This is a genomic window from Pradoshia sp. (assembly GCF_051873915.1).
Taxonomy (GTDB): Bacteria; Bacillota; Bacilli; order Bacillales; family Pradoshiaceae; genus Pradoshia.
Genome location: NZ_JBJEFJ010000200.1, coordinates 1 through 24,848, shown reverse-complemented (window position 1 = coordinate 24,848; position 24,848 = coordinate 1). Strand labels below are relative to the sequence as shown.

At 43.9% G+C, this 24,848-nt stretch carries 22 protein-coding genes; all 22 read left to right on the top strand.

Features of this window, described 5'->3' with window-relative positions:
* The coding region (locus ACI35L_RS17460) for a hypothetical protein (RefSeq protein WP_439803438.1) at positions 1–202 on the top strand (202 nt) is incomplete at its 5' end.
* Between the two features lie 85 nt (positions 203–287).
* Positions 288–4,607, top strand: a complete 4,320-nt coding sequence (locus ACI35L_RS17455) for a PolC-type DNA polymerase III (protein WP_439803437.1) — start codon at positions 288–290, stop codon at positions 4,605–4,607.
* 155 nt (positions 4,608–4,762) lie between these two features.
* The gene (gene rimP / locus ACI35L_RS17450) at positions 4,763–5,236 is read left to right on the top strand and encodes a ribosome maturation factor RimP (RefSeq protein WP_049671395.1); all 474 of its coding nucleotides are present in this window, start codon (positions 4,763–4,765) and stop codon (positions 5,234–5,236) included.
* 29 nt (positions 5,237–5,265) lie between these two features.
* Positions 5,266–6,393: a transcription termination factor NusA gene (gene nusA / locus ACI35L_RS17445; RefSeq protein WP_049671394.1), complete on the top strand. Its 1,128-nt coding sequence runs from the start codon at positions 5,266–5,268 to the stop codon at positions 6,391–6,393.
* A gap of 23 nt (positions 6,394–6,416) precedes the next feature.
* Positions 6,417–6,692, top strand: a complete 276-nt coding sequence (rnpM, locus tag ACI35L_RS17440; protein WP_049672952.1) for an RNase P modulator RnpM — start codon at positions 6,417–6,419, stop codon at positions 6,690–6,692.
* Between the two features lie 5 nt (positions 6,693–6,697).
* Positions 6,698–6,997, top strand: a complete 300-nt coding sequence (locus ACI35L_RS17435) for a YlxQ family RNA-binding protein (protein ID WP_049672951.1) — start codon at positions 6,698–6,700, stop codon at positions 6,995–6,997.
* Positions 6,998–7,016: 19 nt separating this feature from the next.
* The gene (gene infB / locus ACI35L_RS17430; RefSeq protein WP_049671393.1) at positions 7,017–9,311 is read left to right on the top strand and encodes a translation initiation factor IF-2; all 2,295 of its coding nucleotides are present in this window, start codon (positions 7,017–7,019) and stop codon (positions 9,309–9,311) included.
* Positions 9,308–9,586, top strand: a complete 279-nt coding sequence (locus ACI35L_RS17425; RefSeq protein ID WP_439803436.1) for a DUF503 domain-containing protein — start codon at positions 9,308–9,310, stop codon at positions 9,584–9,586. The genes infB and ACI35L_RS17425 overlap by 4 nt, the downstream gene beginning before the upstream one ends.
* A 13-nt stretch (positions 9,587–9,599) precedes the next feature.
* The gene (rbfA, locus tag ACI35L_RS17420) at positions 9,600–9,959 is read left to right on the top strand and encodes a 30S ribosome-binding factor RbfA (RefSeq protein ID WP_049671391.1); all 360 of its coding nucleotides are present in this window, start codon (positions 9,600–9,602) and stop codon (positions 9,957–9,959) included.
* 65 nt (positions 9,960–10,024) lie between these two features.
* The gene (truB, locus tag ACI35L_RS17415; RefSeq protein WP_049671390.1) at positions 10,025–10,951 is read left to right on the top strand and encodes a tRNA pseudouridine(55) synthase TruB; all 927 of its coding nucleotides are present in this window, start codon (positions 10,025–10,027) and stop codon (positions 10,949–10,951) included.
* Between the two features lie 38 nt (positions 10,952–10,989).
* A complete protein-coding gene (locus tag ACI35L_RS17410) occupies positions 10,990–11,934 on the top strand; it encodes a bifunctional riboflavin kinase/FAD synthetase (RefSeq protein WP_049671389.1) in 945 nt (314 codons plus the stop codon).
* Positions 11,935–12,059: 125 nt separating this feature from the next.
* Entirely contained in the window at positions 12,060–12,329 is a 270-nt protein-coding gene (gene rpsO, locus ACI35L_RS17405) for a 30S ribosomal protein S15 (RefSeq protein WP_049671388.1), read from the top strand.
* 209 nt (positions 12,330–12,538) lie between these two features.
* Positions 12,539–14,653 (top strand): polyribonucleotide nucleotidyltransferase, encoded by a 2,115-nt coding sequence (gene pnp / locus ACI35L_RS17400; RefSeq protein WP_439803435.1) that lies wholly within the window; start codon positions 12,539–12,541, stop codon positions 14,651–14,653.
* Between the two features lie 185 nt (positions 14,654–14,838).
* Positions 14,839–15,798, top strand: a complete 960-nt coding sequence (locus ACI35L_RS17395; protein WP_439803434.1) for a polysaccharide deacetylase family protein — start codon at positions 14,839–14,841, stop codon at positions 15,796–15,798.
* 105 nt (positions 15,799–15,903) lie between these two features.
* Complete coding sequence (locus ACI35L_RS17390) at positions 15,904–17,133, top strand: M16 family metallopeptidase (protein WP_049671386.1); 1,230 nt, start codon at positions 15,904–15,906, stop codon at positions 17,131–17,133.
* Positions 17,134–17,294: 161 nt separating this feature from the next.
* Positions 17,295–17,552, top strand: coding sequence for a YlmC/YmxH family sporulation protein (locus ACI35L_RS17385; protein ID WP_049671385.1), 258 nt, complete (start codon positions 17,295–17,297; stop codon positions 17,550–17,552).
* Positions 17,553–17,802: 250 nt separating this feature from the next.
* On the top strand, positions 17,803–18,705 hold the full coding sequence (dpaA, locus tag ACI35L_RS17380; protein WP_049671384.1) for a dipicolinic acid synthetase subunit A: 903 nt from the start codon (positions 17,803–17,805) through the stop codon (positions 18,703–18,705).
* Complete coding sequence (gene dpaB / locus ACI35L_RS17375) at positions 18,702–19,292, top strand: dipicolinate synthase subunit B (RefSeq protein WP_049671383.1); 591 nt, start codon at positions 18,702–18,704, stop codon at positions 19,290–19,292. Before dpaA ends, dpaB begins: the two co-directional genes overlap by 4 nt.
* A 186-nt stretch (positions 19,293–19,478) precedes the next feature.
* A complete protein-coding gene (gene asd / locus ACI35L_RS17370; protein ID WP_049671382.1) occupies positions 19,479–20,525 on the top strand; it encodes an aspartate-semialdehyde dehydrogenase in 1,047 nt (348 codons plus the stop codon).
* Positions 20,526–20,652: 127 nt separating this feature from the next.
* Complete coding sequence (dapG, locus tag ACI35L_RS17365) at positions 20,653–21,903, top strand: aspartate kinase (protein WP_049671381.1); 1,251 nt, start codon at positions 20,653–20,655, stop codon at positions 21,901–21,903.
* A 35-nt stretch (positions 21,904–21,938) separates the two neighbouring features.
* Entirely contained in the window at positions 21,939–22,811 is an 873-nt protein-coding gene (dapA, locus tag ACI35L_RS17360) for a 4-hydroxy-tetrahydrodipicolinate synthase (protein WP_439803433.1), read from the top strand.
* Positions 22,812–23,031: 220 nt separating this feature from the next.
* Positions 23,032–24,699: a ribonuclease J gene (locus tag ACI35L_RS17355; RefSeq protein WP_049671379.1), complete on the top strand. Its 1,668-nt coding sequence runs from the start codon at positions 23,032–23,034 to the stop codon at positions 24,697–24,699.
* Positions 24,700–24,848: the final 149 nt, after the last annotated feature.

Here is a 24,848-nt window from a genome sequence, read left to right as displayed (position 1 = left end):
TCTTCAAGCCCGCAGGTGGTTAGTAGAACCAATCGGGCACTTACGGACAGTTGAAACCCGCCCTATATGCTTCTTGATTTCCTTATGGGTTTATAGGAAGGGGATATACTGTCCGTTAGTGCGGGATAAAGTGAAACTTCCATCAGCGGGAGTTCTTCAAGCCCGTTTAGTGCGGGATAAATCGAACTGTATGGAAGATTGAATCTTTAAAGGACAGGCATTATCGAAAACAGACTTATGTTATAATGACTAGACGAGTATGAGAATGACTTTTGGGAGAGATTGATATGGAAGAGAATTCTCGCATGAAACAAGATAAATTCAGAACGCTTCTTCAACAGCTTCAGCTGACTGAAGATGCCGTCGTACAGCATTTTCATAACGCAGAAATTGAGAGAGTGGTCATAGAAAAGGTTGCCCGCAAATGGCATTTCTTCTTCAGCTTTGACCAAATCATTCCTTGCAGCGTATGGACACGCTTTACGACACAATTGATTCAATCCTTCTCACCAATCGCTTCTGTAGGGTATTCTGTAACGGTAAGAAATCCCTTGCCGTCAAAGGAATTAATTATAGAATATTGGAAGAATTGTATAGGAGAAATAGATGGCATCTCACCTGCAATCCTAGAGCTTCTTCATGGCCAAAGTCCTTCGGTTGAGGGGAATAAAATCATTATTAAGGCAAGGAATGAAGCAGAGGCAGGACAGCTGAAAAGAAAGTATGCCGGATTGATATCAGATGTGTATCAAGGCTTCGGCTTCCCGCCCCTTCAGCTGGATGCGGTTGTTGATTCCTCCATTTTCAGTGATGAGATGGAAATCTTCAGGAAGAAAAAGCAAGAAGAGGACGAAGCGAAAGCAATGCAGGCCGTTCAAGAGATGCGAAAAGCGGCTGAATCGAAGGATGATGCCCCAATTGATGATGGACCGCTTGTCATTGGGTATAAGATTAAGCCTGATGCGGATTTCAAGGCAATCGATGAGATTGTGGAGGAAGAACGCCGCATTGCCATTGAAGGATATGTATTTGATGCAGAGACACGTGAATTAAAGAGCGGACGGACACTGCTTACCTTCAAGATTACCGATTATACAAACAGTATCCTTGTAAAGGTGTTCTCTCGTGATAAAGAGGATGCTGTTCAATTGGCACGCGTGAAAAAAGGCATGTGGATGAGGGTGCAAGGAAGTGTGCAAAATGACACCTTCGTTCGTGACTTAGTCATGATTGCCAATGATATTAATGAAATCGCCGGCAAACAGCGTGTTGACCAAGCACCTGAGGGAGAAAAGCGTGTTGAGCTTCACCTTCATACACCGATGAGTCAAATGGATGCCGTTACTCCTGTCTCAGCCCTTGTTGCACAGGCAGCGAAATGGGGTCATCCGGCGGTTGCCGTCACCGATCATGCCGTTGCTCAGTCCTTCCCTGAGGCTTATTCAGCCGGTAAGAAGAACGGAATCAAGATTCTGTACGGGGTTGAGGTTAACTTGATTGATGATGGTGTGCCGATTGCCTATAACCCGCAGGATCTCGTATTAGAGGACAGCACCTATGTCGTTTTTGACGTTGAAACGACAGGTTTATCGGCCATTTATGACACAATCATTGAGCTTGCTGCTGTTAAGATGAAAAACGGAGAAATCATTGACCGTTTTGAGTCATTTGCCAACCCGCACCATAAGCTGTCTTCAACGACCATTAATTTAACGGGCATTACGGACGATCTTGTTGAAAATGCTCCAGAGGTCGATGAGGTACTGACAAAATTCAAGGATTGGGCCGGAGACAGCATTTTTGTTGCCCATAACGCAAGCTTTGATATGGGCTTCTTGAACATGGGCTATAAGAAGCTGAATTTCGGCAAAGCCGAAAATCCGGTTATTGACACGCTTGAATTAGCACGTTTCCTCTATCCGGATATGAAGAACCACCGCTTGAACAATTTGGCGAAGAAATTCGATGTCGAGCTCGTTCAGCATCACCGTGCCATCTATGATGCTGAAACGACCGGACATTTGCTCATGAAAATGCTGAAGGATGCTAATGAGAAAGGCATCGTTAACCATAATCAGCTGAATGACAATATGGGGAAAGGCAAGGCCTTCCAGCGGGCAAGACCATACCATTGCACCTTGCTTGCGCAAACCCAGGAGGGCTTGAAGAATTTATTCAAGCTTGTCTCCATCGCTCATTTGAATTATTTCTATCGTGTGCCGCGTCTGCCTAGGTCTATCCTGACGAAATACCGGGAAGGCATCCTAGTCGGTTCAGGCTGTGACCGCGGTGAAGTGTTTGAGAACATGATGCAGAAATCCTTTGAAGAGGCAGAGGAAGCAGCTGAGTTTTATGATTATCTTGAGGTACATCCGAAGGAGGTCTATGCGCCTCTGATTGAAATGGAGCTTGTGCGTAATGATAAAGCACTTGAATCCATCATTGCGAATATCGTGAAAATCGGCGAAAGACAAAATAAACCGGTTGTGGCGACGGGTAATGTTCATTATTTAAACCCGAACGATAAGATCTACCGCAAGATTTTGATTAACTCGCAGGGTGGTGCCAATCCGTTGAACCGCCATTCCTTGCCGGATGTTCATTTCCGCACGACAGATGAAATGCTCCGCGCGTTCTCTTTCCTTGGTGAGGAAAAAGCAAAGGAAATCGTTGTCTCCAATACACATAAGGTCGCAGATATGATTGAAGAGATCAAGCCAATCAAGGATGACTTATATACACCGAAGATTGAAGGAGCGGATGAAGAAATTCGTTCCATGAGTTATGGCAGGGCAAGAATGATTTATGGGGAGAACCTGCCGGAAATTGTTGAAGCACGACTTGAGAAAGAATTGAAGAGTATCATCGGCCATGGGTTCGCCGTTATTTATTTGATTTCGCATAAGCTTGTTAAGAAGTCGCTTGATGATGGATACCTCGTTGGTTCCCGTGGTTCAGTCGGGTCTTCCTTTGTTGCGACAATGACAGAGATCACCGAGGTAAATCCGCTTCCGCCGCATTATGTATGTCCGAAATGCAAGCAATCGGAATTCTTTAATGACGGTTCCGTCGGCTCTGGATTTGACCTTCCTGATAAGGAATGTCCGGATTGCCATGTGCCGTACATTAAAGATGGACATGACATTCCGTTTGAAACATTCCTAGGGTTTAAAGGAGATAAGGTACCAGATATTGACTTGAACTTCTCAGGTGAATATCAGCCGCAGGCCCACAATTATACGAAGGTATTGTTCGGGGAAGATTATGTGTACCGTGCGGGAACAATCGGTACGGTCGCAGAGAAAACAGCCTATGGCTATGTCCGCGGTTACGCTAATGATAATAATCTTCATCTTCGTTCAGCTGAGACGGATCGTTTAGTCAGCGGCTGTACAGGTGTTAAGCGGACAACTGGTCAGCACCCGGGCGGGATTATCGTTGTACCTGATTATATGGACATCTATGATTTCACCCCTATTCAATACCCGGCAGATGATAGTGATTCAGAGTGGAGAACGACCCACTTTGATTTCCACTCCATCCACGATAATATTTTGAAGCTGGATATACTGGGACACGATGACCCGACCGTTATCCGGATGCTTCAGGATTTAAGCGGCATCGATCCAAAGACGATTCCAACGGATGATCCGGAAGTCATGAAGATCTTCAGCTCGCCGGAGGTGCTCGGTGTCACGGAAGAGCAAATTAATTGTAAGACCGGTACGCTCGGCGTTCCTGAATTCGGGACACGATTCGTCCGCCAAATGCTTGAGGATACAAAACCAACTACATTTGCGGAGCTTGTTCAGATTTCCGGTCTATCCCATGGAACAGATGTATGGCTAGGCAATGCCCAGGAGCTCATTCAGGAGAATATTTGTAACCTGAGCGAGGTTATCGGCTGCCGTGATGACATTATGGTCTACTTGATCTACCAAGGGCTGGAGCCATCCCTTGCCTTCAAGATTATGGAGTCCGTTCGTAAGGGGAAAGGACTGACAGAGGATATGGAAGAAGAAATGCTTAAGAACAAAGTTCCGGCTTGGTATATTGGGTCCTGTAAAAAGATTAAATACATGTTCCCGAAAGCCCATGCCGCGGCCTATGTCCTTATGGCGGTTCGGATTGCCTATTTCAAAGTCCATCATCCGCTTCTCTACTATGCGGCATACTTTACAGTCAGGGCGGAGGATTTCGATATTGATGCCATGGTGAAGGGATCTCAAATGATTCGTTCCCGTATCGATGAGATCAACCAAAAGGGTCTTGATGCGAGCACGAAGGAGAAGAACTTGATGACGGTGCTTGAGATAGCCTTGGAGATGTGTGAGCGCGGATTCAGCTTCCAGAAGGTAGATTTGTACCGCTCAAGCGCAACAGAATTTATCATTGAAGGGAATACGCTGATCCCGCCGTTTAATTCGATACCAGGACTTGGTACGAATGCTGCCTATAATATTGTGAAAGCTAGAGAAACAGGCGAATTCTTATCCAAGGAAGACTTGCAGCAAAGAGGTAAGGTATCAAAAACTATCTTAGAATACTTGGATAATCATGGATGCCTTGAAAATATGCCAGATCAAAACCAGCTATCCTTGTTCTAGGAAAGGCACGGTTATTTGCAAATTCGATAACTTTATGTTATATTCAAGTAAGAATTACTGCTGATACGTATGTGCTAAAGAGTGGGGAAACCCACTCTTTCGTTTGTATTAGGATGATATTCAGTCGCATACATAGGCCGTAAAGGAGTGAAGGTATGAGCAAGAAAGTAACAGAGATCGTCGAGGAGATGGCTGCCCCGATCCTTGAAGAGTTAAACCTCGAGCTCGTGGAAGTTGAATATGTTAAAGAGGGCAGAAATTGGTTCCTTAGAGTGTATATCGATAAGGACGGAGGCGTGGATATTGAGGAATGCGGCCTCGTTTCTGAGAAGCTGAGTGAACAGCTGGATGAAAAGGACCCTATTTCCAATAATTATTTCCTAGAGGTTTCTTCACCAGGGGCAGAGCGTCCTTTGAAGAAAGACCAGGATTATATAAAGGCAATCGGCAAGAATGTCCATGTCAAAACGTATGAGCCGATTGACAATGAGAAAGAGTTTGAAGGCACCCTGAAGGATTTTGACGGTTCTCAGGTTACGCTTGAAATCAAAATTAAAACACGTAAAAAGGAACTTGTCATTCCCTATGATAAGATTGCAAAGGCAAGACTTGCCGTCAGCTTTTCATAAGGGGTAGATTTTAGGAGGGGATTAGTAAGATGAGTAATGAATTACTCGATGCACTGACCATTTTAGAAAAGGAAAAAGGCATTTCAAGAGATGTTCTTGTAGAAGCCATTGAAGCTGCTCTTGTATCAGCATACAAAAGAAACTTTAATCAAGCGCAAAACGTTCGCGTGGATTTCAATTTAATGAATGGATCCATGAGAGTGTTTGCTCGTAAAGAAATTGTGGATGAAGTATTTGACTCCCGTCTTGAAATTTCCCTTGATGAGGCTAAAGGCATCAATCCAAACTATGAGCTTGAAGATGTAGTCGAACTTGAGGTTACGCCAAAGAACTTTGGCCGCATCGCAGCACAAACAGCTAAACAGGTCGTCACACAGCGTGTCCGTGAAGCTGAAAGAGGAATCGTCTATAACGAATTCATTGATCGTGAAGAGGATATCATGACAGGCATTGTCCAACGTCGTGATTCTAAATATATTTATGTGGCTCTTGGCAAAACGGAGGCTTTGCTACCAGCAAATGAGCAAATGCCAAACGAAAGCTACCAGCCGCACGAGCGCTACAAAGTATTCCTGACTAAGGTGGAGAAAACATCTAAAGGGCCGCAAATCTTTGTATCCCGTACACACCCAGGATTATTAAAGCGCTTGTTTGAGCTTGAAGTGCCTGAGATTTTCGATGGTACGGTTGAAATCAAATCTGTTGCACGTGAAGCGGGTGACCGTTCTAAGATCTCCGTGTATTCTGATAATCCAGAAGTTGACCCGGTCGGTGCATGTGTTGGTCCAAAAGGGCAGCGTGTCCAAGCGATCGTCAACGAATTAAAAGGCGAGAAAATCGATATTGTTAAATGGTCTGAAGATCCTGTCGTATTCGTTGCGAATGCACTTAGCCCTTCTAAGGTGCTTGAGGTCATCGTGAATGAAGAGGAAAAAGCTACTACAGTTATCGTACCAGACTATCAATTATCACTCGCTATCGGAAAACGCGGTCAAAATGCCCGCCTTGCTGCGAAGCTGACAGGCTGGAAGATTGACATCAAGAGTGAAACAGATGCGCGTGAAGCAGGTATCTACCCTGTCGTGCGTGACAATGAAGAAGAAGAAATGGAATTCACCGGGTTCACATTTGGACTCGATGACGATAGTGAAGAGTAAAAAGTATTGGTGAGGTGATGATGGTGAACAACCGTAAAAAGATACCATTAAGGAAATGTATCGGCACCGGTGAAATGAAGCCAAAGAAAGAAATGATCCGGATTGTTCGTTCCAAGGAAGGAGAGGTATCAATTGATCCAACCGGGAAGAAATCCGGCCGTGGAGCCTATTTGAGCCTTTCTGAGGAAGCCATTAACGCTGCCAAAAAGAAAAACAGCCTGTCAAATCATTTAGATGCTGACGTGCCTGCTTCCATTTATGATGAACTATTGGAACTGGCGGCTAAGGAGAAAAAATGACGACAATGAACAAGAAGTGGATGTCCCTTTTGGGACTCGCATATCGAGCGAGAAAAGTTATTTCCGGGGAAGAATTGGTCATAAAGGAAATTCGTTCCAATCGGGCGAAATTGGTTTTATTATCAATGGATGCTTCTGTTAATACGGAAAAGAAAATCACCGACAAATGTCATTTTTACGGAGTGCCGCTTCGAAAGGTCCAAGATCGTTCCATGCTTGGAGAAGCAATTGGAAAAGAAGCGAGAGTGGTCGTCTCCGTACAAGATGAGGGATTTGCACAGAAATTAAACTCCTTGCTCGATTAACTAATTCGGGGGTGAAGGAATGGGTAAAGTACGTGTATATGAATATGCGAAGAAGAACAATGTGTCTAGTAAAGTAGTGATTAATAAACTGAAGGATATGGGGATTGAGGTCTCGAATCACATGACGGCCTTGGAAGATAATGCAGTTGAAAGGCTTGAAAAGCTGTTCAATCCTGCATCATCAAAGTCCCAGTCTTCTCCAGCTGCTCAAACTAGAGACAATCAACACCAGAACCAAAACCGAGTGAATCAAAACGGGCAGCAAAAAAAGCCGCAGACAAATCGAAGCGGCCAAGCAAATACCAGACCTGCAGCGAGTGCAGCACAAGGTCAAAGGCAAAACCAATCTGGGGGAAGAAACAACCAGAATTCAACAAATAATAATAATACAAAGAATAAACCGGCAACTAAGGGTAATGAAGGGAAAAAAAGCGTGCAAGATAATCAAAGAAGAGGAAACTTCAAAAATAACAGAAATAATAAAAATAAACGTGGCAATCAACGTCACCAAAATAAATCACAGCATCAGCCAACTCCAAGGAAAGAACGTGAATTACCAGAAAAAATCACGTTTACAGAATCACTTTCTGTCCTTGAACTAAGTAAAAAAATTCACCGTGAGCCGAGTGAAATCATCAAGAAATTATTCATGCTTGGTGTAATGGCAACCATTAACCAAGAACTGGATAAGGACGCGATTGAATTAATCTGTGCAGACTACGGTGTAGAAGTAGAAGAAATCATCAAAGTCGATGTTACTGACCTTGAAGCGGTCATTGCAGACGATGAAAATCCAGAAGAAAATACGGTGGAACGCCCAGCAGTCGTTACGATTATGGGACACGTTGACCATGGGAAAACAACCTTGCTTGATGCCATCCGTAATACAAAGGTAACGGAAGGCGAAGCAGGCGGTATTACCCAGCATATTGGTGCCTACCAAGTAGAAGTAGACGGCAAGAAGATTACCTTCCTTGATACACCAGGACACGCCGCCTTTACTACGATGCGTGCACGTGGTGCTCAAGTAACAGATATCACGATTATTGTCGTTGCAGCAGACGATGGTGTTATGCCGCAAACGATTGAAGCAATCAACCATGCAAAAGCTGCAGAAGTGCCAATCATCGTTGCTGTCAATAAAATGGATAAAGAAGGTGCCAACCCTGATCGCGTGAAACAGGAATTGGTGGAAAATGGCCTAGTACCAGAAGAGTGGGGCGGGGATACTATCTTTGTTCCGATGTCTGCTAAAAAAGGCGAAGGAATCGATCAATTGCTTGAAATGATCTTGCTTGTCAGCGAGGTAAATGAATATAAAGCCAATCCTAATCGTAAAGCAATCGGTACCGTTATTGAAGCAGAGCTTGATAAAGGCCGCGGTTCAGTAGCGACACTGTTGGTGCAAAATGGAACACTTCGCGTTGGTGATCCAATCGTTGTCGGCGATACGTTCGGTAAAGTACGTGCAATGGTCAATGATTTAGGCCGCCGTGTGAAAGAAGCCGGCCCATCTACTCCAATTGAAATCACTGGATTGAACGAAGTGCCGCAAGCAGGCGACCGCTTTGTTGTCTTTAGTGATGAGAAGACTGCTCGTCAAGTCGGGGAAGCTCGTGCACAGAAACAATTGCTTGCTTCTCGTAATGAAAGCTCCCGCGTGACGCTTGAAAACTTGTTTGACCAGCTTAAACAAGGGGAAGTTAAAGAAATTAACATCATCGTTAAAGGTGACGTACAAGGCTCTGTTGAGGCTGTAGCCGCTTCTCTTCAAAAGATTGAAGTAGAAGGCGTGAAAGTGAAAATCATCCATGCTGGTGTAGGGGCGATCACTGAATCTGATATCATCCTTGCAGCTGCATCCAATGCGATTGTCATCGGATTTAACGTTAGACCTGATGCTAACGCAAAACGCGCTGCTGAATCTGAAAAAGTGGACGTACGTCTTCACCGTATTATCTATAAAGCGATTGAAGAGATTGAAGCTGCGATGAAAGGGATGCTTGACCCTGAATATGAAGAAAAAGTCATCGGGCAAGCAGAGGTTCGCCAAACGATTAAAATCTCTAAAGTCGGTACGATTGCCGGAAGCTATGTGACTGACGGTAAAATCACGCGTAACAGCGGAATCCGCCTTATTCGTGAAGGAATCGTTATCTTTGAAGGAGAGCTAGATACGCTTAAACGCTTTAAAGATGATGTGAAAGAAGTCGCTCAAGGCTATGAGTGCGGTATCACAATCAAGAACTTCAATGACATTAAAGAAGGCGACGTTATTGAAGCCTATGTCATGGAGGAAATCAAACGAGCATGATTGGCGCCGCAGAATGTGAATGTCTGATTCCTGATGTGCATTCATTAAAGGAAAAGAGAGCAGTTCTGCAAAGGGTCATCACCCGTTTGAAACAAAAATTCAACGCTTCTGTTGCAGAAGTGGACTTTCAGGATACATGGCAGCGAACGGTGATCGCCATCGTCGTTGTCTCCTCCTCTAAGGTCTCTACGGAAAGGGAATTACAAAGAGCTATTGCTTATTTGGATTCTTTCCCGGAAATCGAACGTACAGTTACATCAATAGAATGGTTTTAAAAGAGGTGAAAATATGAGCCTTAGATCGACCCGTGTTGGGGAACAAATGAAAAAAGAACTTAGCGATATCCTTGGTCGTAAGCTAAAAGACCCGAGGGTAGGATTTGTGACGGTCACTGATGTTGAAGTATCAGGCGATCTTCAGCAGGCAAAAGTGTATATCTCTGTTTTGGGAGACGCTGAAAAGAGAGAGGATACGCTTAAAGGCCTTGAGAAAGCAAAGGGATTCATCCGCTCCGAGCTTGGACAGCGTATTCGTCTGCGCAAGACGCCGGAATTGCTGTTTGAATTCGATGAATCCATCGATTATGGAAATCGAATCGAAAGCCTTCTCCACCAAATTCATAAAGAAGAGAAGAATGAGGAAGAGTAGGATAGACATTTATGTCTATCCCTTTTCTGTGTGAGCGAAATTTTTTATGGAAATGATGTGATGAAGTGAGTGAATTAAATGGAATTCTCATTTTGAATAAGCCGGCAGGAGCGACCTCCCACGATTGCATTATTAAGGTGAGGAAGATTCTCAAAATGAAAAAGGTCGGACATACAGGGACCCTTGATCCCGATGTGACAGGTGTTCTGCCAATCTGCCTCGGAAAGGCTACACGGGTTGCAGAGTATATTACCGATGCCGGAAAGGAATACATAGGGGAAGTAACGCTTGGCTGGTCTACAACAACGGAGGATGCCTCAGGCGACATTGTCAGCGAGAAGAAAGTGGACAGGGTGATTAAGCGTGAAGAGATTCTAGCCATTTTCGACTCCTTGACAGGGGAAATTACGCAGACACCCCCCATCTATTCAGCGGTGAAGGTGAATGGAAAACGATTGTATGAGTATGCGTTAAAAGGCCAGGAGGTAGAGATCCCATCAAGAAAGGTGCGAATCTATGAGATAGAGCTTCTTGATGACAGAGATGTGTTCGAAGGGGACTCCATCTCGTTCAAATTCCGTGTCGCTTGCGGAAAAGGAACGTATATCCGAACCTTATCCTGCATGATTGGTGAACAATTAGGCTTTCCCGCACATATGTCTAAATTAGTCCGTTCGAGGTCGGCGCGCTTCACACTGGAGGATGCCATCAGCTTAGAGCGCTTGAGCGAACTAGCAGAAAATGGGGAAGTCCAGAGCGTTTTAAGACCTATTGAAGAAGGAATCGTGGACCTGCCAAGGCTTCAGGTGTCTCCAGACATTGCCTCAAGGGTTCAAAATGGCGCTGTTCTGTCTGAACGCGATCTCCTGGCAGGGGAAATACAAAGTCCTTTTGCGGTTTTGAATGAACAGGAAAAACTCTTGGCTGTCTATCAGCATCATCCGGAGAAGAAAGGGTTATGCAAACCTGTTAAAGTTATACCAAATGTATAGTAAACTATTGGTGGAGACTAGATAAAAGGGGAATCATTATGCAAATAATCAAGATTCATCATCCCCATACATTTAAAGGGGATGAATTTCCCCCGTTAGCCATTGCCCTTGGCTATTTTGACGGTGTTCACACAGGGCACCGCCAAGTCATACAAACGGCTATAGAAGCGGGAAAGGAAAAAGGACTTCAGACGGCTGTCATGACTTTTGACCCTCATCCGTCCGTTATATTAAATAAGGAAGTCAAGCATGTCAGACAGTTAACGCCCATGAATGAGAAAGTGGCTCTCATCGAGCAAATGGGGATTGATTATTTATTTATCGTTCATTTTACGAAGGAATTTGCAAGCCTGAGTCCGGAGGCTTTCGTGAAGGAATATTTAATTTCCTTGAATGTGAAGCATATCGTGGCTGGATTTGACTATACGTATGGGCATCGCGGCAAAGGGACAATGGAAGACCTCCCAATGTATACACATGGACAAATCGCTCAGACGATTGTTTCCAAGCAGGAGCTTGACTCCGAGAAAATAAGCTCAACAAGAATACGCAAGGAGCTTATAAGCGGGAATGTGGAAGAGACGGCACGCCTCTTGGGAAGACCATTCAATGTGAAGGGACAGGTGGTTGACGGGGAGAAGAGAGGGCGTCTGCTCGGCTTTCCGACAGCCAATGTGGAAGTCGACCCTGATTATTATTTGCCTGGTGTGGGTGTGTATTGTGTACGAATGCTCGTAAAAGGAGCATGGCATAATGGCATTTGTAATGTAGGGTACAAGCCGACCTTCCACTCTGAGAAAGAGGAGATTCCGACCGTTGAGGTCCATCTATTAGATTTTGAGGATCATATATATGGTGAGGAAGTCACTGTTAAATGGTGTACACGAATTCGTGATGAGAAGAAGTTTGAAGGTCTCGATGCCCTCATTGCCCAGCTGGAGCAGGATAAAAGGTTTGCAGCTGAATATTTCGAAAACTTTTAAGCACTTGCTTTTTCAAGCAGATAGTAGTATTCTAGTAAACGTATCAAATGAACCTTTCCTTGGCAGTGCGCATCACCAACGCCCGCTCAGGAACAGGGGATTGAAAAATTAGGAGGTGAATTAGGATGGCATTAACGCAAGAGCGTAAAAATCAGATCATCAATGAGTACAAAACTCATGAGAGCGACACTGGGTCTCCAGAAGTTCAGATCGCTGTCCTTACTGAACAAATCAACACTTTAAACGAACACTTACGCACACACAAGAAAGATCACCACTCTCGTCGTGGCCTTTTGAAAATGGTAGGTAAACGTCGTAACTTACTTACTTATTTGCGTAACAAAGACGTTACTCGTTATCGCGAATTAATCAACAAGCTTGGTTTACGTCGATAATCTACTCAGAAAAAGCGGGATTTATCCCGCTTTTTTGTTATACATAGAGGGTAATGAACCACTTTGTGGACACTTTAGCTTTTTAAACTGGGCAACAATAGAGTATACTAATAGTAATTTGGTGTTAAAATCCCACTTTTGTCTGTCAAGGACAAGATATTAGGATAAATTATGCAAGCTTAACGCAGTAGAGAGGAGTAATAGAAGAAATGGAGCAAACAAAACGCACATTTTCTTTAGATTGGGCAGGCCGTCCATTGACGGTTGAAATTGGCCAATTAGCAAAGCAGGCTAATGGCGCTGCCTTAATTCGATATGGCGACTCGGCAGTATTAAGTACAGCCGTAGCGTCAAAAGAACCAAAAAATATTGATTTCTTCCCATTAACAGTAAGTTATGAAGAGAAATTATATGCAGTAGGGAAAATCCCGGGAGGATTTATTAAACGAGAGGGCAGACCAAGTGAAAAGGCTGTTTTAACAAGCCGCTTGATTGACCGCCCGATTCGCCCTTTATTCGCAGATGGATTCAGAAATGACGTCCAGGTTGTCAGCATGGTCTTATCTGTCGATCAAGACTGTCCGACTGAGATGGCCGCTATGTTTGGTTCTTCTCTTGCTTTATGTGTATCAGACATTCCGTTTGAAGGTCCGATTGCAGGAGTCATTGTCGGCCGAGTAGATGGCAAATTCGTTATTAACCCAACGATTGAACAGCTTGATAAGAGCGATATTCACCTGACTGTTGCAGGAACGATGGATGCTATCAACATGGTTGAAGCCGGCGCAGATGAAGTTCCGGAAGAAACGATGCTAGAGGCGATTATGTTCGGACATGAAGAAATCAAGAAATTGATTAAATTCCAACAGGAAATCGTTGAGGCAGTCGGTAAAGAAAAACGTGAAATCGTCCTTTATGAATTAGATGCTGCATTGGTTGATGAAGTCAAAGGCATGTGTCTAGAGGAGATGAACGGTGCCGTTCAGGTACAGGAAAAACATGCACGTGAGGATGCTATTTCCGCTGTGAAAGAGAAGGTCCTTGCTGTATTTGAAGAAAGAGAAGCAGATGAGGATACGCTGAAACAAGTAAAAGAAATCCTCAGTAAATTAGTAAAAGATGAAGTTCGCCGTTTAATTACGGAAGAAAAGGTTCGTCCAGACGGAAGAAATCCAGAAGAGATTCGTCCGCTATCATCTGAAGTCGGCCTCCTGCCTCGTACACATGGTTCAGGTCTCTTCACACGCGGACAAACACAGGCGCTTTCCATCGCAACGCTTGGTGCTCTTGGAGACGTTCAAATTCTTGATGGCTTAGGCTTAGAAGAATCCAAACGATTCATGCATCATTATAACTTCCCGCATTTCTCTGTCGGTGAAACTGGACCAATCAGAGGACCAGGCAGACGGGAAATTGGTCATGGTGCATTGGGAGAAAGAGCTCTGGAGCCGGTTATTCCTAATGAAAATGATTTCCCGTATACCATTCGTCTTGTATCTGAGGTACTTGAATCTAATGGTTCTACATCACAAGCAAGTATTTGTGCGAGTACGCTTGCCCTTATGGACGCAGGTGTACCGATTAAAGCACCGGTTGCCGGTATTGCAATGGGCCTTGTTAAACAAGGTGAGCATTATACCGTCCTATCTGATATTCAAGGTATGGAAGACCATCTCGGCGACATGGACTTTAAAGTGGCTGGAACGAAAAAAGGTGTTACAGCCTTACAAATGGATATTAAGATTGCTGGACTTACCCGTGAGATCCTCGAAGAAGCTCTCATGCAGGCTCAAAAAGGACGCAACCATATTCTTGAACATTTAATGGGTACACTTGACCAGCCGCGTAATCAGCTTTCCCAATATGCTCCGAAGATCTTGACTATGACAATCAAGCCGGATAAAATCCGCGATGTCATTGGACCAAGCGGTAAGCAAATCAACAAAATTATCGAAGAAACTGGCGTTAAGATTGATATCGAGCAGGATGGTACAGTCTATATCGCTTCTACCGACCAAGAGATGAACGAGAAAGCGAAGAGCATCATTGAAGATATCGTGCGTGAGGTAGAAGTTGGCCAAATGTATTTAGGTACCGTCAAGCGCATTGAGAAATTCGGCTGCTTCGTTGAAATCTTTAAAGGAAAAGATGGTCTTGTTCATATTTCTGAACTAGCTGAAGAACGTGTCGGCAAAGTAGAGGATGTCGTGAAGATTGGCGACGAAATTCTTGTTAAAGTTACAGAAATCGATCGACAAGGCAGAGTAAATCTTTCAAGAAAAGCAGTATTGAAAGAGCAAAAAGAAAAAGCAGAACAGCAGTAAATGCAATTGACGGCTAGGAGACATATGTTTCCTAGCCTTTTCATTCATCCTATGAAAGTGAATAGCTGCTTATACGCATTCTATAGAGACTGACTAACAATATCGCTGCCAAGCTATTCTCCCGCATAGAAAGTTCTAACATGTCCACCTCCCTCATACATTTTCCTTATAGGGGGGAGAACGTGTTGAATAAAAAATTGTCGCAATTTCTTGCAATATGTGCCATTGGCAGTTTATCATGGGTGTTGGTGCAAAATTCATGGACAGAAAGCTATCTGACAGGAATGAAAAAAGAATCATCTGTCCCTGCAGCTGCTGTTCAAGACCGTTTGCATGAAGAAATCCAGCAGGCTGCAGAGAAATATAGCGAAAAGCCAGTGGATGCTGTTGTCGATCGCGTTTGGAAAAAGACACCCGGGTATAATGGAATAGAGATAGATGTTGATAAATCCTATAAAAAAATGAAAGCAAAGGGTAAATTCAAGGAGAATATGCTTGTCTTCAAAGAAATAGCCCCCTCTGTTCATTTACAGGATTTGCCGCCATCACCGATTTACAGAGCAAACCCTAATAAACCTTCCGTTTCTTTTATTATCAATGTGGCATGGGGGAACGAATACATAGACTCAATGTTAGACACATTAAAAAAGCATCATATTAAGGCAACATTTTCCCTTGAAGGACGATGGGTCAAGAATAACCCGGAAATGGCTAGAGCCATTGCGAAAGAAGGTCATGAGCTTGGCAATCATTCCTATACACATCCTGATATGCAAAGGCTCTCCATGCAAGCTGCGGTGAAGGAAATCGTGGATACGAACAAGGTCATCGAGGAGGTCACAGGGACCAAGCCGGCATTGTTTGGACCGCCGAGCGGAAGCTTTAACGATACGACTGTCAAAGCTGCAGCAAGTGTGGGAATGGAAACCATTCTTTGGACAGTGGATACGGTGGATTGGAGAAAACCGACACCTGAGGCCTTAATCAACAGGGTAGTTCCCAAGCTTCATAACGGAGCTCTAGTACTGATGCATCCGACTGACTCGACAGCAAAATCACTCGAGACATTAATCACATCTATTGAGAAAACCTATGTGATCGTTCCTGTCGGAGAGGCACTTTTGGAGGATAGAATCAGACGATAAGGGTGTTTCTTGATGATTGGGTAAATATTCTCTTATTTAGGGTGGAATGTTTATACATAATGGGTATGTTTATAAGAAGAGCAACATGAATAGGAGGAAGAATCGTTGATAACTAAATATACATGTCAAAATGGCGTTCGCGTAGTATTAGAACCCATCCCGACAGTTCGCTCAGTAGCGATTGGAATATGGATTAAAACGGGCTCACGAAACGAAGGCCCGATTAATAATGGTATTTCCCATTTCTTGGAGCATATGTTTTTCAAGGGGACAACTACACGTACAGCGAAAGAAATTGCTGAATCATTTGATCGTATCGGCGGGCAAGTCAATGCCTTCACATCCAAGGAATACACATGCTATTATGCGAAGGTGCTCGATGACCATGCTGACTACGCACTTGATGTGCTTGGTGATATGTTTTTCAACTCTACCTTCGCTAAAGAAGAACTGAAAAAAGAAAAGAATGTCGTATGTGAAGAAATCAAAATGTATGAAGATACACCAGATGACATCGTGCATGATTTATTGAGTCAAGCTGTTTTTGAGAAGCATCCGCTAGGGTATCCGATACTCGGAACAGAAGAAGTGCTTGATACGATTACGACAGATACATTAAAGCAATATGTTTACGATCACTATACCCCTGATAAGGTTGTCATATCAGTTGCCGGTAATGTAACGGAGGCTTTCGTCAAACAGGTAGAAGCCCTGTTTGGACATTATGAAGGCGGAAAGGCAAGACCGGAGCTTGAGAAGCCGTCCTTCCATGCGAATAAGCTCGTCCGTAAGAAAGATACGGAACAATCACATCTTTGTCTAGGCTATAATGGCTATGATGTTGGCCATGAGAATATCTACAGCCTCATAATCTTAAATAATGTACTCGGGGGCTCTATGAGCAGCCGTCTCTTCCAAAGCGTGCGTGAAGAGCGCGGACTTGCCTACAGCGTCTACTCTTATCATACTTCGTACCAGGATAATGGTCTTGTGGTCGTATACGGCGGAACAGGAGCGAATCAGGTGAAGGAGCTGTTCACCACCATTCAATCTACATTGGATGTTCTCTCAAACGAAGGCATTACAGCAAAAGAATTAGAGAACTCTAAAGAGCAGCTTAAGGGCAGCTTAATGCTAAGCCTTGAAAGCACGAACAGCAGAATGAGCCGTAATGGCAAAAATGAATTATTATTGGGCCGTCACCGCTCGCTCGATGATATCATTGAATTAATCGACAAGGTTACAATCGACAGTGTAGATCAATGTATTAATGATGTGTTCAAGGGTCCTTATGCGGCAGCTCTCATTGGTCCGCAGGATACATGGAATTTATAATCCGAAATATCAGCAGGCGCTGCAGGCTTTCATAAAGCCTTGCTGCCTGCTTTTTTGTGCTTGTCTAACGTTTTCCCCTGGATAAGGAAAAAAACCTTCTAAACAGGCTTGAACGCCATATAGATAGTTATATAGATCATCTGGCAGAAAGAAGGGAAAGCATGAAGCTGAGTGAATTAAGCGGGAAAGAAATCGTGGATGTGAAGCGCGCTGAAAGATTGGGTGTTTTAGGGCAGACTGATCTTGAAATTAATGAATTAACGGGTCAGATAACGGCTTTAATTATCCCCTCTGGCAAATGGTTTGGTTTCCGTAAGCAGGGCAATGAGGTGAGGGTGCCGTGGTCGCATATCCAAAAGATTGGCACAGATATGATTATCATTGATATTCCGTCAAATGGAGAATTTCAAGGAGAATAGAATGCAGCAGCCGAAAAAACGCCGAGGGGCGTTTTTTTGTTTGTCTATAAATAGCACCCCTTCAGGAAATGGTCATATGATGTGAGAGAACTATATGCACTTAGTGAAAGACTGTGTCAAAGCATGTTTCATTTGTATTGATAGATGACGGCTTCAAAGGGTTGAGAAGAAAAGCCATAAGACCTTTTGAAAAGCGGCGTCATCCATTTGGCTAAACACAACCAAACAAAGAAGAAGGTGAACCTCCTCCATGCTCACAGGGATGCAGATTGCTGTCCTTGGCGGAGATGCCAGGCAGCTTGAAGTAATTCGAAAGTTGACAGAATTGGATGCAAAAGTGTATTTGACTGGATTTGAACAATTGGCACATGCCTATACAGGGGCGGTGAAGGAAGGGCTTGAGGACCTGCCTGTAGGTGAGTTGGATGCAATCATTTTGCCGGTCGCAGGGACCAATATGGAAGGGAAAATTGAAACGATTTTCTCCAACAAACAAGTCGTTCTGACAGAAAGCTTCCTAAACAATACACCTGAGCACTGCACCATATATTCCGGAATCAGCAATGATTATTTAACAGAAGTCACTGCCAAAACAAACCGAAAGCTCATCCAACTCTTTGAAAGAAACGATGTAGCCATCTATAACTCCATTCCAACAGTTGAGGGTGCAATCATGATGGCAATCCAGCATACCGATTTTACCATTCATGGTTCAAATGTCATTGTGTTAGGTTTGGGCAGAACAGGAATGAGTGTGGCGCGAAGCTTTCATGCCCTCGGAGGTAAGGTCAAGGTTGGCGCCAGGAAAACAGAGCATATTGCCCGGATAACGGAAATGGGACTAACTCCTTTCTTTACGGCTGATTTAGAGAAGGAAGTAGAGAATGTGGATATTTGTATTAATACGATTCCGCATAAAATTATTACGGCCAATGTCCTCGCCAAAATGCCTTCACGTACATTAATTATCGACCTAGCCTCAAAGCCTGGAGGGACCGATTTCCGTTATGCTGAAAAAAGAGGCATAAAAGCCATTCTGGCACCAGGATTGCCGGGTATTGTTGCTCCAAAGACAGCCGGAAAAATCCTGGCCAATGTCCTTGGACAGCTATTGTATGAGGAACATGAGATAGGAAAGGGGAAACAATCATGAAAATCAGCGGCAAGCGAATCGGCTTTGGTTTAACAGGCTCCCATTGTACTTACGATGAAGTCTATCCACAAATTGAAAACTTGGTAAATGAGGGAGCGGAGGTTATTCCTGTTGTGACCCATACCGTGAAAAATACAGATACGAGATTTGGAAAAGGAGAGGACTGGATAGCTAGAATTGAAAAGCTGACGAATCGTAAAGTCATTGATACAATTGTAGATGCAGAGCCTCTTGGTCCGAAGATGCCGCTCGACTGCATGGTCATTGCCCCAATGACTGGAGTTTCTATGAGTAAATTTGCCAATGCGCAAAATGATTCACCAGTACTGATGGCAGCAAAGGCGACATTACGTAATCACCGCCCAGTTGTACTTGGTATCTCGACGAATGATGCTCTTGGTCTTAATGGGGTTAATTTGATGAGATTATTGAGTACGAAGGACATTTTCTTCATTCCATTTGGCCAGGATGATCCTTATAAGAAACCGAACTCAATGGTGGCAAGAATGGAAAGCTTGATTGAGACAGTCGAACATGCGTTGGAGATGAAGCAAATCCAGCCAATTTTAATCGAAAGATTCTCCTGAAAACCGCGATAATCGACAAAAATATAGTATAATAGGTTTTTAAAAGAACTATTTGCTATCTGCTTTGAAAAATGTTGCTCTTTTTCGTAATGGATATGATAATAGTTGTGATAATTATTTAAATCTTTACTACAGATATAGTGCAAAATTCTATCTATAATTGCTCAAGGAAGGGGTAACAAACAAATGACGCAAAAACTATTCCATGTGGCTGTCGTAGGCGCAACAGGCGCAGTCGGACAGCAAATGATTGAGACACTCCAAAAAAGAAACTTCCCAATTGGGGAAATTAGTTTATTATCCTCTTCTCGTTCTGCTGGAAAAGAGATTGAATTTAATGGGAAAAAGGTTACTGTACAGGAAGCTCGCCCAGAAAGCTTTGAAGGCGTAGATATCGCCTTATTCAGCGCAGGGGGAAGCATCTCGAAAAAACTTGCTCCTGAAGCAGTTAAGCGCGGGGCAATCGTAGTTGATAATACAAGTGCTTTTCGTATGGATGAGAATGTACCGCTTGTGGTGCCTGAGGTGAATGAAGAGGACCTCCGCGGACATAATGGAATCATCGCCAATCCGAATTGTTCCACCATACAAATGGTAGCGGCACTAGAGCCGATCCGTCAGGCATACGGACTGAAGAAGGTTGTCGTTTCAACCTATCAGGCTGTTTCTGGAGCGGGTGCTGCTGCGATTGAGGAATTAAATAATCAGACAAGGGCAATTCTCGGCCAAGAGGAGCCAAAAGCAGAGATCCTTCCGGTTAAGGGAGCAGAGAAGCATTACCAAATTGCGTTCAATGCCATTCCCCAAATCGATGTCTTTACCGATAACGGATTTACGTTTGAAGAGATGAAGATGATCAATGAAACAAAGAAAATCATGCATATGCCGGAATTGAAAGTATCTGCCACATGTGTGAGATTGCCGATTGCAGTCGGCCATTCAGAATCCGTTTATATTGAAATTGACAAGGACGGAGTCACAGCTGAACAGATTAAGTCACTTCTTAAAGAAGCGCCAGGTATTGTCCTGCAGGATAACCCTGAAAATCAAGAATATCCGATGCCGGCTGATTGTGTTGGCAAGAACGATGTATTTGTAGGTCGTGTGCGGAAAGATTTGGATGAGGAGAAAGGATTCCATATGTGGGTCGTTTCCGATAATCTATTAAAAGGGGCAGCGTGGAACTCTGTTCAAATTGCTGAGAGTCTTGTTCGTTTAGGAATTGTCAACTAATGAATAGATGCGCCAGCCGAGCTTTTGCATAAGGCTCAGGGTTGGATGTTTTAAACCATTAATCAACAATGTATATCTGGCCTTTTTGATCTATGCCGTTCAAAAAGGCCGATTTCGAGGTGTAGAAATGAAAATAATCATTCAAAAATTCGGCGGTACATCCGTTCGTGATCCAAAAAGCAGAGAATATGCCTTAAATCATATAAAGAGCGGATTGAAGAAGGGGTATAAGGTTGTTGTAGTCGTTTCTGCCATGGGCAGAATGGGAGACCCTTATGCAACCGATACTTTGCTGTCTCTTGTCAATGGTCCGAGTACTCTTTTGAATGAACGGGAACAGGACTTGCTTTTATCCTGCGGAGAAGTCATCTCTTCGGTTGTTTTCACGAATATGCTTCTTCAAAACGGCATAAAAGCAACAGCATTGACTGGCGGACAGGCTGGGTTCCGTACCAGCCAGGATTATACCAATGCGAAAATATTGGAGATCGATACTGACAGGCTCCTAAATGAACTGGAAAATGCAGAGGTGATCGTTGTTACCGGCTTCCAGGGCGTTGCTGAAAATGGTGACGTCACGACGATTGGCCGAGGAGGAAGCGATACATCTGCGGCGGCTCTTGGAGCAGCTTTAGGAGCAGAATATGTAGATATCTTTACAGACGTAGAAGGTATCATGACAGCCGATCCGCGCATTGCAGAAAAAGCCCGCCCGTTGTCAGTTGTCACATATACAGAAGTGTGCAACATGGCTTATCAAGGGGCGAAAGTTATTCATCCAAGGGCAGTGGAAATTGCCATGCAGGCAAAAGTGCCAATGAGGATCCGTTCCACATATACTGATGGAGAGGGTACTTTGGTTACAAGCTATCCGAAGCACCGCCGCGGCAGTGATATTCAGGAGCGCCTTGTTACCGGAATTGCTCATGTCGGACAGATTACGCAGATTAAGGTACAAGCGAAGGAAGGTCAGTATGATCTGCAGTCTGAGGTATTCACAGCTATGGCGAATGCCAGAATCAGCGTGGACTTCATTAATATTTATCCGAACGGTGTAATCTACACGGTTTCAGACAAAGATGCTGATACGGCCATCTCTGTCTTGAAAGAACTTGGCCACGATCCGATTGTCGAGCCGAATTGTGCCAAGGTATCGGTTGTCGGCGCCGGAATTACGGGTGTGCCTGGTGTGACGGCAAAGATTGTGACCCCATTATCGGAGAGAGGAATCCAAATCCTGCAATCTGCTGACAGTCATACGACCATCTGGGTTCTAGTAAAGGAAAAGGACCTGGTTGAAGCCGTTAATGCCCTGCATCATGCATTTAATCTCCATCTTGAGGATGAAAACACAATCGATTGGGCAGTCGATTACTGAGATAATTTTTAATTTTAACTAAAGGGAGTGGAAGTATGGGTCTATTTGGCCGCGTATCCACAGCGATGGTTACCCCTTTTGACAACAAAGGGAACATCGACTTTGCTAAAACAGCTAAATTGATTGATTACTTAATTGAAACAGGCAGTGATTCACTTGTTGTGTCTGGCACAACAGGGGAATCTCCGACTTTAACGACAGAAGAGAAGGTTGCATTATTCGAGTATGTCGTGAAGATTGTCAATAAGCGTGTACCGGTCATTGCCGGTACTGGAAGCAACAATACGTATGCGTCTATCAGCTTAACGAAGAAAGCCGAAGAGGCTGGAGTGGACGGGATTATGCTCGTCGCTCCGTACTATAACAAGCCAAGTCAGGAAGGGCTGTACCAGCATTTCAAGGCAGTCGCTGAATCTACAAGCCTTCCAGTGATGGTTTATAATGTACCGGGCAGAACGGTGACAAATATTTCTCCGGAAACAGTCATTCGTCTTTCAGAAGTGCCGAATATTAAAGCGGTTAAAGAAGCCAGCGGGAATTTCAATGCGATGACCAAAATCATCGCCAACACACCTGATGATTTTGATTTGTACAGCGGGGATGACGGGTTAGCGTTGCCGGTGCTTGCTATCGGCGGTGCAGGTGTCGTTTCTGTTGCCTCTCACATTATCGGTCGTGATATTCAGGATATGATCCAGAAATTCCTTTCTGGTGAAAAGGAAGAGGCTGCAAAGATCCATCAGCGCGTTCTTCCAATTATGGAAGGGCTGTTCATGGCGCCTAGCCCGGCACCTGTCAAGACGGCCTTACAAATAAAAGGAATTGACGTAGGATCCGTTCGTCTGCCTCTTGTACCTATGAATGAAGTGGAAAGAAACACGCTTATTCAGTTATTGAACACACTGTAAGCTTGTCAGTTTCCTTTTAGTTTCTTATGGACAAAAGCCAATCCAGCGGGGTTGGCTTTTGCCTTATATTTATCATCTAGTCATACATACCAGCAGTAAAAGAGTCGTTTCAATTGATTGATTTATTGAAAAAGTCCGTCTGGGTAGCGCAAGGAAACGGATTTCGGTTATAATGGTTTCAATTGGAAATGGACGAGCAGTTAATACAGGAGGAACTAAATTGGTAAAACAACTAACACAAAACATAAAAGTAATCGCCCTAGGCGGTGCGGGGGAGATTGGCAAGAACATGTATGTCATCGAAGTAGATGAGGATATCTTCGTTCTTGATGCCGGATTAATGTTTCCGGAAACAGAGATGCTCGGTATCGATGTAGTCATCCCTGACATTACTTATTTAATCGAAAACAAAGAACGTGTCCAAGGTATATTCCTTTCTCATGGACATGAGGACCATATTGGCGCTTTACCATACATCATTGAGGTGCTCGATGCCCCTGTGTATGGGACAAGGCTGACAATCGAATTGGCGAAAGCCAAAATTGAGGAAATCAAAGGAAGAGTAGATGTTGAATTTGAAGTGGTGGATTCTAACACGGCACTTCGTTTTGCGACATCGAGAATAACCTTCTTCAAAACGAATCACAGTATACCGGATTCTGTTGGTATCTGCATCGATACAAAAGAAGGAGCAATCGTATATACAGGTGATTTTAAATTTGACCAAGCTGCTCAAGGACCATATAAAGCCGAAGTAGGTAAGATGGCGGCAATTGGAGAAGCAGGGGTTCTTTGCTTGCTGTCTGACAGCTCAGGCGCTGAGAAGGTCGGTTTTACGCCGTCTGAATCCCTTGTAGCTGCGCAAATGTCAGATGAGTTCTATAAGGCAAAAGGCCGTATTATTGTTGCCTGCTATGCATCCAATGTTAACGGATTGCAGCAAGTGTTCAATGCAGCGCGGGACAACGCCAAGAAAGTAGCGGTCGTCGGTAAATCCATGCAAAAGGTGCTCGATATTGCCCTTCGCTTCAATTACTTAGAAGTAGCAGAGGAAACACTTATCCCGGTTGATCAGCTTGAAGGCTATAATGACAATGAGATTGTTATTCTCGCTGCCGGTCTTCAAGGTGAGCCGTTTGAAGCTCTGCAGAAGATGGCTAAGCATGCGCATAAGCAAGTGAACATTAAACAAGGTGATACGGTATTGCTTGCGGCGAATCCTCTTTATGGGGGAGAGCTGCTCATGTCAAGAACGATTGATCTTCTATTTAGGGCAGGAGCCATGGTGGTCGCTGGAAAGAATCGCATTCATGTATCAGGCCACGGCAGCCAGGAGGAGCTCAAAATGATGCTCAATCTGATGAAGCCTAAGTATTTCATCCCGATTCAAGGGGATTACAAAATGCTGATTGCACATAGCCGTATTGCCAAGTCCATTGGATTTAAACCAGAACAAATATTCATCCCTGATAACGGTGAGATTATCTCCGTATCAAAGGAACATATTGAGAGCCTTGGCAAAGTAACGACTGGCAATGTCTTGATTGATGGAAGCGGTGTAGGTGACGTCGGTAATATCGTGCTTCGTGACCGCCGTCTATTATCACAGGATGGAATTCTCATTGTCGTTGTGACACTAAGCCGTTCTGATAAAAGCATTGTCGCAGGTCCTGAAATTATCTCAAGAGGATTTGTTTATGTACGAGAGTCAGAATCCTTAATGGAAAAATCCAATTCTATCGTTCGTGAAATCGTCCTGAAGAATACATCCAAGGACCATTTTGACTGGGCAGGTATGAAGCAGGAGATCCGTGATAATCTTCATTCATTCTTATTTGAAAAAACGAAACGCCGTCCAATGATTTTACCGATTATTATGGAAGTCTGAGCATTTGCTGAAAGGATTGCTCTTTGAATAGGTTTCTTGCAAGCAGGTAAAAAACAGATTGTTTTTTACCTGCTTTTTTCTTTTGCTGCATCCATTTTTAATAGCATAATCGATATGGCAGGAATGCGCCCTTGCAGTTTTCGGCTTCA